The following is a 14,166-nucleotide window of genomic DNA, read 5'->3' as shown; positions in this document are numbered from 1 at the left end:
GCGGACGGTGAGCGGCCCCGCCTGTTCGATTGCCCGCATCGCCGCCGTGCCGCAGGATGGGGGGCATGCGCTTCTCGGTCAACATTCCGAACTTCGGAGATTTCGCGGATCCCAGGACAGTGGCCGAGGTAGCCGCAGCCGCCGAACAGGCGGGCTGGGACGGGCTGTTCGTCTGGGACCATGTGGTGCACGACAAGGCCGAGCGCCAGGGCGTGCCCTTCGGGGACCCGTGGATGCTGCTGACCGCAGCGGCGCTGGCGACCACCACGCTTCGGCTCGGCACCCTGGTCACCCCGGTCGCCCGGCGCCGTCCTGAGCAGCTCGCCCGCCAGGTGGCCACCCTCGACGCCCTCAGCGGTGGCCGGGTGATCTTCGGCGCGGGGCTGGGCGGCCCCATCGAGGACGAGTACGGAAGCTTCGGCGAGCCGACCGACCCGAAAGTCCTCGCCGGGCGGCTGGACGAGGGCCTGGACCTGCTGCGGCGCTACTGGACGGGTGAGCCCGTCAGCTCGGAAGGCGAGCACTACACAGTCCGGGACGTGACCCTGCTGCCCGCCACGGTGCAGCGCCCGCGCCCCCCGGTCTGGATCGGCGGATTCTGGCCCAGCCGTCCACCGATGCGCCGCGCCGCCCGCTGGGACGGCGCGGTTCCGCTGTTCGCCTCAGCCAAGCACGGCCGGATTCCGCCCGCGGACGAGGTACGCGATCTGGTCGCCTTCCTCCGCCAACAGCGTGCCGACGCCGATGAGGCTCCTCCCTTCGAGATCGTCCTGGGCGGCGCCAGCTCCGCCGAAGCCGCCCGCGCCCATGACGAGATCGGACCGCTCATCGACGCCGGCGCCACCTGGTGGGACGAACGGCAGCTGCAGACCGACGGAGCGCTCGACCGCTACGAGCCGGTCATGCGCCGGATCGAACAGGGCCCGCCCGTCTTCTGACGGTCGTCCCACGAGGTGCTCGCTGCCGTGGGACGTACGTCGTCAGAGAGGCCGGAGCCGGGTGCGGAGGAGGCAGAATTCATTGCCTTCCGGGTCGGCCAGGCAGTGCCAGTTCTCGGCGCCGGCCTGGCCGACGTCGACGGGCCTCGCGCCGAGTGCCAGCAGCCTCTCCAGTTCGGCGTCCGGGTCGCGGTCGGTGGGGTTGACGTCGATGTGCAGCCGGAGTTTCCCCGCCCGCGGGTCGCCGCTCGGGCTGATGACGAGGGTGGGCTGCGGGCCTCCGAAGCCGGCGTCGGACGGCCCGATCTCGATGCCTCCGTCGTCCTCCCGGCCGAGTTCGACGTAGCCGAGGACCTCGCTCCAGAACGCGGCGAGCCCTTCGGCGTCGGCGGCGTCGATGACCAGTTCACCGATGCGGCATGCCATGCCGGTGAGTGTACGGAGTGGGGCCCGGGGCGGCCCCGGCGCGGAACCGCCGGAACCCGCCGTTGACCTTGCCCTTGGGGGAGGCCCCAGCATCGGTCGGACCGGGCCGAGGGCCCGGTACGAGGAGGAGCGGGCATGGAGTTGCTGACCATCGGGGCGTTCGCCAGGGCGTCCCGTCTGTCACCGAAGGCGCTGCGTCTCTACGACGGGCTCGGGCTGCTGGCCCCCGTGCGGGTGGATCCGGTGACCGGCTACCGTTTCTACGCTCCCGAGCAGCTGGAACGTGCCCGGCTGGTCGCCTGGCTCCGCCGCCTCGGTATGCCGCTGGCGGGCATCCGGGACGTCTGCGAACTGCCGGCGCCGGAGGCGGCGCAGGCGGTCCGTACGTTCTGGTACCAGGTCGAGGCCGACACCGCCGCCAGGCGGGACCTCGCCTCCTTCCTCGTCGACCACCTGTCCTGGAAGGACTCACCCATGACATCGAACGCCGCCCCGCTGAACATCCGCTACGCCGCCCTGTCCGACACCGGGCGGGTCCGTGAGAGCAACCAGGACACGGTCTACGCCGGATCCCGTCTGCTCGCGGTCGCCGATGGATTCGGCCCCGGGGGCGCCCCCGCAAGCGCTGCCGCCATCGGCGTACTCAGGCGCCTGGAGACCGACGGAGTCCCGGCGGGCAGTCTCCTCAACGTCCTTGAGGACGCCGTTGAGCGGGCCCGGCAGGCGGTCGGCGGCATCGCCGCCGCCGACCCGTCCCCGCAGAGTGTGGGAACCACGCTCACCGCGATGCTCCGGACCGGATCGCAACTGGCCCTGGTCCACATCGGCGACTCACGTGCCTATCTGCTGCGCGGGGGTGAGTTCTTCCAGATCACCCACGACCACACCCTGGTCCAGTCGATGCTCGACGAGGGCCGCATCACCCCGGACGAGGCCGTCTCGCACCCCCAACGATCCCTGCTGGTCAGGGCGCTGGCGGGGGAGGGGGACGCCGTCGCGGAGCTGCGCCTGCACGACGCCCGCGCCGGAGACCGCTACCTGCTCTGCTCCGACGGCCTCTCCGCTGTGGTGCCGGCCGAGGACATCCGACGGGTGATCGAGGACACGGCTGATCCGGACGCGGCCGTACGTGCACTCGTCGCACTGGCCAACGGGTCCGGTGGCCCCGACAACGTCAGCTGTGTGGTCGCCGACGTCCTGGAGCCGGAGCAGCGCCCGTAGGGCGGCGGACGGCTGCCGCCGCGTCGGCCCGTAGCTGATCCCCAGTCAAGCCCGTTGGGGACGAGAGAGATCCGGGACCGGCCGGCCGTACTGCGCCACGGCCGGCCGGTTCATGCCCGCGCCCCCGGCGTGGACTCCGGTGTTCTGCGGATCTTCACAGAGTGCTGGTGCCATGGGGCTAGCTGCGAGGCTCGGGAGTCCTGCACTCTTGTGCGCGATGTAGCGCAATCACCATCACGTATGCGCAACTCATTCCTAGGGTGAGGGCAGGCGAATGACACCGATCAGTCGAAGAGGGTTCGTGGCGCTCGGCGCGGGGGCGGTTGCCGGCGCTGTTGTTCCGATGGGCGCGGGGGAGCGTGCCGAGGCCGCGAACCGGGCGGCCGGTGCGACCGGAACGCTCAGGGACGTCAAGCACGTGGTGATCCTGATGCAGGAGAACCGCAGCTTCGACCACTACTTCGGGCGGCTCAAGGGGGTCCGGGGTTTCGGCGACCGCAGCGGGATATCACTGTCCGGCGGACAGTCCGTGTTCAACCAGCCGAACGGCGCCGGGCGCCAGTACCCGTGGAAGCTCAGTGCCACCCCGGCGGCAGGCGGGGTCGACAGCGAGACGCTCGCCCAGTGCAACGGCGACCTGCCGCACAGCTGGTCCTCGCAGCACTCCGCCTGGAACAAGGGCCGCCTCGACAACTGGGTCTCGGGGGTCGGCAACGTCCGTACGCTGGGCTACCTCGACCGCGACGACATGCCCTTCCACTATGCGCTGGCCGACAACTACACCGTCTGCGACGGGTACTTCTCATCCACCCTCAGCGCCACCGGCCCCAACCGGACGTACCTCTGGAGCGGCAAGGTCGACGCGTCGAGCAAGGACGGCGGCGACGAGTCCGGGCTGACCTGGGAGACGTACGCCGAGGCGCTGCAGCGCGCCGGGGTCAGCTGGAAGCTCTACCAGAACGCCGACGACAACTTCGGCGACAACGGCCTCGCGTACTTCACCAAGTTCACCGACGCCGCGCCGGGCGACCCGCTCCACGACCGGGGCATGGGCTCCGTACCCGCCACCACCGGCTCCACCCCCGACGACATCGCCGCTGCCATCAAGGCCGACGTGCTGGCGGGCACTCTTCCGCAGGTGTCGTGGGTGGTCCCCAACCAGGGGTTCTCCGAGCACCCGTACGCCCCGCCGGGCGACGGCGCGCACTTCGTCAACCTGGTCTACCGGGCACTCGCCGCCGACCAGGACGTGTTCGACTCGACGGTCCTCTTTCTCAACTACGACGAGAACGACGGCTTCTTCGACCACGTACCCCCGCCGTCACCGCCCGCCGACGAGCCGGGCGAGTTTCTGAACGGTGTCCCGTTCGGCCTGGGCTTCCGGGTGCCGATGGTCGTGATGTCGCCCTGGACCCGGGGCGGCTGGGTGTCGTCGGAGGTCTTCGACCACACCTCGGTGCTCCGGTTCCTGGAGACCTGGACCACGGCGCTCGGCAAACCGGCCACCTGTCCGAACATCAGCGCCTGGCGGCGCCGGGTCACCGGCGACCTCACGGGTGTCTTCGACTTCACCGCACCGGTGTACGGGGTGCCGTCCGGCCTGCCGTCCACCGCCAAGGTGATCGGGATCGACAGCTGTACCTCACTGCCGAACCCGGCTCCGCAGACCAACGCCCTGCCCGCCCAGGAGAGCGGCACCCGCCCGGCCCGCGCGCTTCCGTACCAGCCGAACGCCAATCTGGACCGCCTTGAGTTCGGTTCGGCCGGAAAGATCCTCGCCTGGTTCGGCATGTCCAACCAGGGCTCCCAGGCCACGAGCGCCGCGCACTTCTCCATCCACCCCAACGCCTACCGGTCGACGGAGCCCTGGCAGTACACCGTCGACGCGGGCGGCACCGCGACCGACTTCTTCAACATCGGCGCCGGGTACGGATCGGGGAAGTACGACATCACGCTGATGGGGCCCAACCGTTTCCAGCGCCGGTTCGCCGGCGACGCGTCGAAGGCCGGAAAGGCCGTGGAGGTGGCCGCCCGGTACGCGACGGCGCCCAACACCGGCAAGCAGGCCATCTGGTTCACCTTCACCAACACCTCCTCGTCGGCGGTCACGTTCACCGTCAAGGCCGCCAACTACCGTACGGACGGACCCTGGACGTACAAGGTCGCGGCGGGCTCCACCGCCGAGGACTACTTCAACGCGGTGACCCTCGCGCACGGCTGGTACGACTTCACCGTCACGGCCGACTGCGACAGCACCTGGTCCCGCCGGTACACCGGCCATATCGAGACCGGGGCGCCGAGCGTCAGCGGCTGACCGGGTACGGAGGCTCACGGACGGCGCTGTGGCCACGGGCCGTCCGTGAGCAGTCGCCGGTCCGGTCGCCGCGGGCATGGCACGGGCCGGTCGAGGTGCGCCGCCGGTCCGGCCGACGCGGGCACGGGCCGGTCGCCGACGCGGGCACGGGCCGGTCCGGGGGCGGTGGCGGACCGCACGGGCCGCTCAGGACGGCGGCCGGTTGCGCAGCGCGAAGTCGACCATGTCCAGGGCGTACGCCCAGGAGGCGTTCGCGCCGCGCGGGGTGTGGCTGAAGCCGCCCACCCGCTCCAGGCTCACATATCCGTGGAACGTGCTGTGCAGGAAGCGCACCGCGTCGGTCTCGTCGGGTTCCGGCAGGTGGTAGTCGCGCAGGAGCGCCCGGGTCATCTGCGACTGCCGGGGCGCCGCGCTGTTGAGGGCTTCCTCCCTGTCCAGCTCGAACTGGGCCGCCGTGTACCGGCCGGGATGTGCCTTGGCGTAGTCGCGATAAGCGTTGGCGAACGCCACCAGCGCGTCCTTTCCCGCACGCCCGGCGAGCGCGGCGCTCGCCGCGTCGGCCAGTTCCTCCAGTGCCAGCAGCGCCACCCGCATCTTCACCTCACGCGCGTTGCGGATATGCGCGTACAGGCTCGGATCCTTGACGCCGAGCCTGCGGGCGACCGCGGAGAGCGTCAGATTGTCGAAGCCGATCTCGTCCGCCAGCTCCGCCGCGGCCCTGGTCAGACGTTCGGGGGTGATGCCGGGTCGTGCCACGCGTCCTCCACAGGCTAATGGAATAAAGGGTTTGCCTAAACATATTAGGCCAGCTAGCGTCGACTGATGTGAGACACCTCAGTGAGACCGAAATCCGTGACTCGTTCCTCAACTGCTCCAAGGGTGAGGCCAAGCGTCTGAACGTCCCCAGGGACCTGGAGGAGCTACCGTGGAGCGACCTCGACTTCCTCGGCTGGCGTGATCCCGGAGCCCCCGACCGCGCCTATCTCGTCGCGGACGACGGCGACCGCCTGCTGGGCCTCGTGCTGCGCGCCCCGGCCGGGACCAGGCGGGGCTTCACCTCCCGCAGTATGTGCTCGCTGTGCGTCACGACCCACGTCAGCGGCGGTGTGGCCCTGATGACCGCGCGCCGCCCCGGCGAGGCGGGCCGCCAGGGAAACACCCTCGGCCAGTACCTCTGTGCCGATCTGGCCTGCTCGCTCTACATCCGGGGCAAGAAGCAGGCGGGCGCCGGGTGGAGGTCCGAGGAGACCCTGTCCGTGGAGGAGAAGACCGTCCGGACCCGGAACAACGTGATGGCTTTCATCGAGCGGGTGATCGCGTAGCCGGTGCGGAGGGCCTTTGTGGGCCCCGTGCGCCCGTCGGGTCCATGTTTCCGTGAAGTTACGCCACCGGAGGCTCCTCCTGCGGGCCTCTGGCCAGGGGGTCGGCCGAGTGGCCGATCAGTTCCGCCGCCACCGCTCCGAGCGGCCAAATCCCGTATGTCGGAAGGCTTGTTCCGCTTCTCGACAGGGTTCTAGGGTCGGGCCACCCGGCGCGGTCGACCGACCTCGTACGCCGGTGAATTCCGGCTCCGTCACGTGCGCGGCACACCCGCTGCTCCCCGTGCGGACGCCTCTGGGCCAACGGTCAGCTGGGAACGGAACGGAAAGCAGGCGAGCGGGTTGGTGAACGACGGGCAACTGGACCCTTCCGACAGGGACCGGCGCAACCCAGTACAGGAACCATCGGGCGGACAGCCGCAGGACCAGGGGTCTGCCGCGGAGCGGGACGGCGGCCAGGACGGTGCCGGACCGCGCGGCGGCAGGGGCGGTGCCGGATCGCGCGGCGGCCAGGACGGTGCCGGACCGTGCGGCGGCCAGGACGGTGCCGGACCGCGCGGCGGCAAGGAAGGTGTCGGACGCCGCGGGTTCCTCGCCGGGGTCGGACTCACCGGTGCGGGAGGGCTCATCGGAGCCTCCATGGCGGCCACACCGAGCGCCGCGGCCGGGCCTTCCCCGGACACTGCCGCCGGGGGCACGCCCCACGCGGCGCCCGCGACGGCGTCCCGGGCGGGCGATGCGGACAAGCTGCGGCCGGACCGGCTGACGGGCCGTCGCATGCTGCTCGTACCCGAACTGCTCCTCCTCGCGGACGGGCCGGCGCGGGGGCAGGCCGTGCTCGTCGAGTCCGGGAAATTCCGCGACATCGGTCCGGCCGAGCGCCTCATCGCTGCCCACCACGACCTGCACCCGGTCCGGCTGGACGGGCACTTGCTCATGCCGGGGTTCATCGACGCCCACCACCATCTGACCCAGAGCTTCGGCAAGGCCAAGTCGTTCGGACAGCCTTCGGAGATCTTCAAGACGATCTGGGAACCGCTGGAACACGCGCTGGACGAGGAGAGCGCCTACCTCTCCGCGAAACTGGCCGCGCTGGAGGCGCTGCGGGGAGGCTTCACCACCGTCGCCGACGCGGGGACCCGCGCCCCGGTCGATGTGGCGGCGCTGGCCAAGGGCACCGACGAGGCCGGGATCCGCTGTGTGCTCTCCAAGATCGTCTCCGACGGCAAGGGCGGCCCCGCACACCTCGCGCGGTGGGGCGGTCACCCGCTGATCCACCCCTCCCTCGCCATCGCCGTCCCGGAGGACGCGACCGCCGCGGTCATCAAGAAGACCGCGGACCTGTGCGCGGAGGCCGGCGTGGTGCTCCAGATCCATGTGAACGAACATCTCGCCTCTGTGGAACGCTCGTTGAAGAGCGTGGGCCGCCGCCCCATCGACTATCTGCACCACATCGGCGCACTCGGCCCGCACCTGCTCGGCGCGCACGCCACCCTCACCACCCCCACCGAGATGCGTCAGCTCGCGGACTCCGGAGCGGCCGTCAGCTACAACCCGGTGGCCAGCGCCTGGAAGGGCAACGCCGTCGCGCAGGCCACCATGATGGCCGCGACGGGCGTGCGGTTCGGTACGGGGACCGACGGCACCCGTGGCGACGGGTTCCGGCTGGTCGACGCGGCGGAGTCCGCGCAGCGTCTGACCTCCGGCCTGGCGACGGGGGACTCCTCGTGCGGCGCCGGACGGCTGTGGCTCGACCACGCCACACGGCTGAGCGCCGACGCCGTCGGGCTCGGACATGTGACCGGCGAGATCGCCGTCGGCAAGGCGGCCGACTTCCTGGTCGTCGATGTGAACGTACCGGAGCTCACCCCGTCCTCCGACCTCCGCTGGGAGCTGGTACGCCTCTCCAACCGGGACCAGATCACCGCCGTCGTGGTGGACGGCCGACTGCGGCTGTGGGAGGGCTGGCCCCCGGACTGGGACGGCCGCGCCCTGGTGGCACGGGCCGCCGAGGTGGGCCCCCGGGTGGTGCGCCGCGCCAAGCTGCAGCGCGTCGAACCTACCTAGCACCTGGCCGTCACACTGAGTACGCCCTGCTCGGCAAGGAGGCGCGCTCGCTCACGATCGATCCGTCCGCTGGAGCCCGCCGGGCCCAGAACGCCGACGTCAGCCCCGGCCGCGGGAGTAATCAGAACGCCTTCCCACAGGTTGGTCAGCTCGCGCTCTGTCAGTTCCACGTGCTCTCCCTGCGGTCCGCCTTCGGCTGCTCGATGTGCTGGGGCAGCCCATTCGGCCTTGATGCCGGGGGGAGGGAAGGGCAAAGCCGCGCTGACCGTCGATCCGTGGGGCAGCAGGGTTCCCCTAGCAGGCCTGGGCGGGGTCTTCGGCTCCGTAGCGGAGGCTGCCGGAATGCGTGATCGGCGGTTCAGGTCCGGTAGCGGGCGCGCCCCACTGCGGCAGCGGCAGTCAGCGGGACGGTGAGAAGGACAGCGGTCAGGAAGATGCCCCGGTAGGCATGGTGCTCGGCAGGACCAGCGGCGAAGGAGCTGGCCAGAGCACTGCCGGTGTAAAGGGCCAGACCGAACATGGCGACACCGGTGGCACGGGCCGTCGGGGACAGGGCGGTGGCCCAGGACTGAATCGTGGAGTGCATGAACGACCAGCCGCAGCCGAGGAGCAGGGCGCATCCCACCAGTGCCGGGACAGACCGGCTGGCTGCGGCGAAGCTGAAGGCCACCGCCGTTTGCGCCCCGCCGGTCACGATCAATCGCACTGGCGTCCAGCGTCCGACCAGCCGCTTGACTATCTGCGCCGCTGTCATTGAGCCCACCCCGTACAGCGCGGAGACCGCACCGGCCACCGTCGCCGAGGCGCCCTGGGCTTCGAGAGCCGGTGCAATGTACGTCAAGAAGCCCAGGAGTACGGCGCCTTCGAGCATGGCGACCGCCATGACGTACCACTGCCAGCGGGAGCTCAGGACGACCTTGCACGGGGCGAGCAGCGCACCGGACTCTGCGCGAGACGGCTCCGGCAGTCGTCGCAGGGCGACGACCAGACAGGCGGCGATCACGCCGGGCAGCGCGAAGACCAGCCGCCAGCTGACGTAGTGCGCCAGCGAACCAGCGACGACGGTGGCTACGGCGGTGCCCAGCGCGAATGCGGTCATCAGCTCGCTGAGAGGGCGCTGGCGGACAGCGGCGGGCACCGTGTCCCCGACATAGGTGAGGGAGGCGGCGATGGATGCGGCGAAGAATGCGCCGGCCGCGACGCGAGCCACGATCAGCATCGTCACGCCGGGTGCGATTGCTGAGCAGATTGCGGCGATAGCGGCCCCGGCCAGTGAGATCCGCATGACCCGTACTCGACCGATGCGGTCACTCGCCAGGCCCCAGACCGGCTGCGTCAGGCCGTACGCGAGGAAGTAGCCGCTGGCGGCGAGCATCATCGTGTGCAGCGGCGCGCCGAGCTGGACGCCGATGAGTATCAGCATCGGGGTGATGCAGAAGCGGTCGAAATTGCTGACGAAACCGGCGGCGCGCAGCAGGCGCAGTGAGGTGGCAGCGATGGGGGCAGCCGGCTCGGTGGTGTCTGGAGGGGGTGCTGACGTGGTGGGGGGCGGGTCGGCGGTGTCCATGGGGCTCCTTGTGCTGTGACTGCTGGTCCTCCCGTAGTGGGTCAAGCCCATCAGGGCGGTGGGCCGTTGGGACTCTGTAGCCGATTACTCTTGCTCACACCCTGGGCACGGTACGAGGCACCAGAAGGACGCCCTGGGAGGAAGGGGCGGGTATGAACGACGGTCCGCGCAAGGAGCTCGGCGCGTTTCTGCGCTCCCGACGTGAGCGGTTGACGCCCTCTGCTGCAGGGCTGCCCGGCTCGACCCGCCGGCGCACCCCGGGGCTGCGACGCGAAGAGGTTGCCGAGCTGGCCGGCGTCAGCAGCTCTTGGTACGCGTGGCTTGAACAGGGACGGGTCCGTACGTCGGAGCAGGTGTTGCGGTCCGTCGCACGAGCTCTGCGGTTGAACACAGACGAAACGGCGCATGTACTGTCGTTCAGCGAGCACGCGGTGCCCCCCGAGCAGCCGCCGGGATGGGTATCGCGGAATCTGCTGTCGCTGGTGGAGACCCTCACGCCGAACCCGGCCGTGGTGCTCGACCCGCACTGGGACCTGCTGGCCTGGAACACGGGATATACGGCGCTGCTCACCGACCTCGCCCGCCTCGCGCCCAAGCAACGCAACCTGCTGTGGCTGGTGTTCCGCTGGCCACCGTCCCGTACGCTGCTGGCCAGTTGGGAGCCCGAGGCGCGGAGCCTGCTCGGCCAGTTCCGGGCGAAGGCGGCCCGACACCCGGAAGACGACCGGTACGCCGAGGTCACCGAAGAGCTTCTTGCAGACCCGGACGCGGCCCGGTGGTACCGCCACCGGGAGACCTCGTCCTTTCACCCCGCCGTACGCCACTTCCAGCACCCCGTGGTCGGCGATCTCCACCTTCGCTACACCAAGCTCGCCGCCGTGGACGAACCCGGCCACTATCTCCTGGCCTACATTCCCGACGACCGGGCCACTGAGGAGGCGCTGGGAACGCTCACTGAATGAGCGGGGCGCCGCTTCCGCTCAGGATTTCAGGTACGCAGTGCGGCGGCCCGACCGCGCCCGGGAGGCCGCTCACGGGCCCAATCGACTATGGGGACCAGCAGTCAGGAGGCGAGCATCTGGCGCTTGAGCATCTTGATGTGGTCGACGTGTCCTTCGACGAGCCGGAACTCCAGGGCAGGGTGAGTCCGGCGGACTGCGAGACAGCGGGGGAGGGGGCGGACGAACCGGGACAGGGCCGCTGGGGACAATGGACCCATGTCTGTCCCAGCAACCTCCATCCGAGCAGCCCGCACCGAGGACCTGCCGGCCCTCCAGGACATCGAGAGGGCGGCAGGACAGTGCTTCCGCGGCATCGGTATGCCGGAGATCGCTGACGACGAACCGCCGCCGCTGGACGAACTGGCCCGCTACCAGCGGGCCGGACTCGCATGGGTCGCGGTCGACGGGTCGGATGCCCCGGTGGCGTACCTCATCGCGGACCATGTCGACGGCAACATGCACATCGAGCAGGTCTCGGTGCACCCGGACAGTGCACGCCGTGGCATCGGACGCGCGCTGCTGGACCATGTGGCCGAACGGGCCGCGGCCGACGGGAACCGCGCCCTGACGCTCACCACCTTCGCCGACGTGCCGTGGAACGCGCCGTACTACGCACGCTGCGGCTTCCAGCCCCTCGACGAGCACCACCTCGGCACCGGCCTGCGGGCCGTACGTGCCCGGGAGGCCGCGCACGGCCTCGACCGGTGGCCACGGCTGTGCATGCGCCGCGCCCTCTGACAGCCGTGGCGACTCCCGGCCTATGGCCGATGCCGGGAGTCGCTACCGCAGCAGGTCGGCCAGCCGGTCACGGACCCCGTCCTTCACGGCCGCCATGTCCGGCATCAGCCCGTCCCGGTCGTCGGGGTCCCGGGTCAGGGCGTACAGCCGGTCGTCGGCGCGGGCGAGGATCAGATCGCTGCTGGTCCCGGCGATCTCGGCAGACCCCTGCGCGGTGTACTCGGTGACGGTGATCAGCGCGGAACGCTCCGACGCGGTGAGCACCGCCTCCGTGTCCAGTGCCGGATCGGGATCCGCCGACGCACCTCGCGGCAGCCAGTCGGTGAGCATCCGCAACGCTTCGTCGAGCTTGTACAGGCCGATCTGGTGCACCCCGAGCGCATCGATACGGACCATGAGGCAGATCCGCTCGGGCTGGGGAAGTACCAGGATGCGCCACGGCTCCCCGGGCTCCGACCCCGTCGTACGGGCATCGAGCACCTTGCGGGCCCGCTGCTGGAACGCCACGGCGATCCCCAGGTCCCCCTGCACCCGGACCTGCTCCCCCGTGGAGCCCGCCAGGAGCAACTGGCGTGCGGCCAGCGACCGTACGGCCTCGGCGAGCACCTCGTCGGACGGGCGGGCCTCCAGGAAGTCCACGATCGCGTCCACGGCGGTGAGTTCGGCGATGGTGTACGCGCCGAGGAGCACCGGACCGGTGTTCACCAGGTTCACCACGGCCGAGACCAGCCCGGTGGGGACGGACGCCGCGTCCGATGGCGTCTCAGCGGCAGCATCGTGTCGGTCGTCGCTCATCTCGGCCTCTCCGCCTTCCACCAGGTCCCCGCAGGCGCCTCACGACTCGCTCGCAGGACTGCGGCGGCGCTCGCCGACGGCGTCTCGGTGACCCACACCTCGGAGCTGCCGAACAGCCCGCGTCCCGCTCTGCCGGGCAGAGAGCGGCCCAGCTCCGTGGTCGGGTCCACCCGCTCCGGGGGGCGGAACCGGGCCGCCAGATCCTGCGAGACGGCGGTGACGTCGTCGGACTCCTCGATCCGGCGCAGCGTCCGGGTCAGCAGCCGTGCGACCGGAGGCGTCAGGGACGTGGGTACGGTCAGGACCGGCGACAGGTACATCGGGCGCCGCTCCGTCATCCGGGACAGCCCCCACGGCCCGACATTGCTGCGGGTGAACCGGTACACCACGTAGTCCATGAGATGGCGCAGATCGCTCACGCTCGGCAGTCTGCGCCCGCCGAAGGCGGCGGGGGTCTTCTCCAGCTGGACCCAGGTGCCCTGGGCGGTGCGCCCGTGCAGCTTCTCGCGCACCACCTGGCCGCGCATCCCGATATCGGGGTAGACGCTCTTGTCGATGTCCCGGTGGTGGCTGGACAGACGCGTATGGCTGACCTTGTCGAACCGCCAGGCCTCGTACAACTCCGGATCGTCCACCAGCACATGTCCGCCGCACAGCACATCGTGCAGCTGCGGCACCTGCAGCCCGTGCCGCTCCAGATCGGAGAGGATGGCCGCCTCCTCCGGGCTGAGGCGTTCCGTCGCCGCGATCAGGCCTTTCCGGTACGCGCCCGCCCGCGCGGTGATCTCGATCATGAGCCGCATCCGGGTGCGCGCCTCGTCGGCCCGCTGGGCGCGCACTCCCGAGGCCGCCCGGCGGGGCCGCCCCACGCCCGGGACCGATGGCAGTGCGTGCTTGCGCTCCACCGGACCAGTACAGCACAGGCGGCACACACCCGCAGCGGCCACCTGCGGCCAACCCGCAGTCATCATCGACCACCTGCGGCCACCAGCGGCCGCCCGGCCCGCGAGCACGGCACCCGGGGGGCGGCCCGTGTCCACTCCTGACCACGCGCCCCGGGCCAGACGTACGGGTCTTGACCTCAAGCGCGGTTGATGAACCAGGGTCGGTGCCCATGACACGCTTCCTGGACCTCGTGCACCCTGCCGCCGGCACCGCTCTGCTGAGCGAGTGGATCACCGGTACCCCCGAGCGCTCCCGTACGGCCGCCGACGCCGTGATGGCCGAATGGGCGGCGGCCGAGAAACCGCCCGGCCGTCTGGCCCAGCACATCCTGCTCTCCGCCGACGGCGCCGGCCTCCTCTTCTACGCGCAGTGGACCGGCGATGAGGAGCACCTGGCATGGGCCCGCGCCCACCGGGCTGCGACCGTCAGCCGTGTCGACACACTCGTACCCGGGATCGAGCGCCCCGGACTGAACCGGACCCGCCTGCGGCGCAGCGTCGTTCATGACGCGGAGTCACCGTCCGGCGTCCTGGTGGTGAGCGCGATGGCGGCGGGCGCCGTGGAAGGCATGCTCCGGCCCGCGCCCGGCCTGCTCGCGGCGCACGTCCATCTCACACCGGACGGTGCACGCGCCATCGTCGTCGCGGAGTGGACCGACGCCGCCTCCTCCGGCACAGCCGCTGCCCAGTGCCCCGGCGCCAAGCGGTACACGCTCCATGGCTCGTTCGTCGATGCCGACTCGTGAGGCTCGCGAAGCGCGTGAAGCGCCCGGCCGACAACGGCGCGTGGGCGGCCGCGTGAGGGCTCCCGGCCCGGCCGCCATCGCCCCATGCCG

Annotated in this window: 13 protein-coding genes; 8 read left to right on the top strand and 5 right to left on the bottom strand. The window is 70.9% G+C overall.

Features of this window, described 5'->3' with window-relative positions; genetic code table 11:
- Window positions 1-65: 65 nt before the first annotated feature.
- Window positions 66-938 (top strand): LLM class flavin-dependent oxidoreductase, encoded by an 873-nt coding sequence (locus ACWGKJ_RS18455; protein ID WP_385025795.1) that lies wholly within the window; start codon window positions 66-68, stop codon window positions 936-938.
- Between the two features lie 42 nt (window positions 939-980).
- On the opposite strand, the gene ACWGKJ_RS18450 is transcribed toward ACWGKJ_RS18455, so the two are convergent.
- The gene (locus tag ACWGKJ_RS18450) at window positions 981-1,364 is read right to left on the bottom strand and encodes a VOC family protein (protein ID WP_385025792.1); all 384 of its coding nucleotides are present in this window, start codon (window positions 1,362-1,364) and stop codon (window positions 981-983) included.
- 135 nt (window positions 1,365-1,499) lie between these two features.
- On the opposite strand from ACWGKJ_RS18450, the gene ACWGKJ_RS18445 reads away from it, so the two are divergent.
- Window positions 1,500-2,585, top strand: a complete 1,086-nt coding sequence (locus ACWGKJ_RS18445) for a MerR family transcriptional regulator (protein WP_453315766.1) — start codon at window positions 1,500-1,502, stop codon at window positions 2,583-2,585.
- Window positions 2,586-2,859: 274 nt separating this feature from the next.
- Window positions 2,860-4,899 (top strand): phosphocholine-specific phospholipase C, encoded by a 2,040-nt coding sequence (locus ACWGKJ_RS18440; protein ID WP_385025783.1) that lies wholly within the window; start codon window positions 2,860-2,862, stop codon window positions 4,897-4,899.
- 186 nt (window positions 4,900-5,085) lie between these two features.
- Here the strand turns inward: ACWGKJ_RS18440 and ACWGKJ_RS18435 are convergent, their stop codons facing one another.
- Window positions 5,086-5,655, bottom strand: coding sequence for a TetR/AcrR family transcriptional regulator (locus ACWGKJ_RS18435; protein ID WP_385025780.1), 570 nt, complete (start codon window positions 5,653-5,655; stop codon window positions 5,086-5,088).
- Between the two features lie 68 nt (window positions 5,656-5,723).
- On the opposite strand from ACWGKJ_RS18435, the gene ACWGKJ_RS18430 reads away from it, so the two are divergent.
- A complete protein-coding gene (locus tag ACWGKJ_RS18430) occupies window positions 5,724-6,221 on the top strand; it encodes an FBP domain-containing protein (protein ID WP_385025777.1) in 498 nt (165 codons plus the stop codon).
- A gap of 342 nt (window positions 6,222-6,563) precedes the next feature.
- Window positions 6,564-8,285 (top strand): amidohydrolase family protein, encoded by a 1,722-nt coding sequence (locus ACWGKJ_RS18425; protein WP_385025774.1) that lies wholly within the window; start codon window positions 6,564-6,566, stop codon window positions 8,283-8,285.
- A 358-nt stretch (window positions 8,286-8,643) separates the two neighbouring features.
- Here ACWGKJ_RS18425 and ACWGKJ_RS18420 read toward each other — a convergent pair whose 3' ends face one another.
- Window positions 8,644-9,852, bottom strand: a complete 1,209-nt coding sequence (locus ACWGKJ_RS18420) for an MFS transporter (protein WP_385025771.1) — start codon at window positions 9,850-9,852, stop codon at window positions 8,644-8,646.
- Between the two features lie 152 nt (window positions 9,853-10,004).
- On the opposite strand from ACWGKJ_RS18420, the gene ACWGKJ_RS18415 reads away from it, so the two are divergent.
- The gene (locus ACWGKJ_RS18415) at window positions 10,005-10,814 is read left to right on the top strand and encodes a helix-turn-helix domain-containing protein (RefSeq protein WP_385025768.1); all 810 of its coding nucleotides are present in this window, start codon (window positions 10,005-10,007) and stop codon (window positions 10,812-10,814) included.
- Between the two features lie 255 nt (window positions 10,815-11,069).
- Window positions 11,070-11,591, top strand: coding sequence for a GNAT family N-acetyltransferase (locus tag ACWGKJ_RS18410; RefSeq protein WP_385025765.1), 522 nt, complete (start codon window positions 11,070-11,072; stop codon window positions 11,589-11,591).
- A 42-nt stretch (window positions 11,592-11,633) separates the two neighbouring features.
- Here the strand turns inward: ACWGKJ_RS18410 and ACWGKJ_RS18405 are convergent, their stop codons facing one another.
- Both ACWGKJ_RS18405 and ACWGKJ_RS18400 read right to left on the bottom strand, forming a co-directional pair.
- Window positions 11,634-12,386, bottom strand: coding sequence for a hypothetical protein (locus ACWGKJ_RS18405; protein WP_385025762.1), 753 nt, complete (start codon window positions 12,384-12,386; stop codon window positions 11,634-11,636).
- Complete coding sequence (locus ACWGKJ_RS18400; protein WP_385025759.1) at window positions 12,383-13,291, bottom strand: hypothetical protein; 909 nt, start codon at window positions 13,289-13,291, stop codon at window positions 12,383-12,385. The genes ACWGKJ_RS18405 and ACWGKJ_RS18400 overlap by 4 nt, the downstream gene beginning before the upstream one ends.
- A gap of 209 nt (window positions 13,292-13,500) precedes the next feature.
- On the opposite strand from ACWGKJ_RS18400, the gene ACWGKJ_RS18395 reads away from it, so the two are divergent.
- Complete coding sequence (locus ACWGKJ_RS18395; RefSeq protein ID WP_385025756.1) at window positions 13,501-14,076, top strand: antibiotic biosynthesis monooxygenase; 576 nt, start codon at window positions 13,501-13,503, stop codon at window positions 14,074-14,076.
- Window positions 14,077-14,166 lie beyond the last annotated feature (90 nt).

It is taken from the genome of Streptomyces sp. NPDC054757 (assembly GCF_053612185.1).
This window is presented reverse-complemented; position numbering and strand designations above follow the sequence as displayed.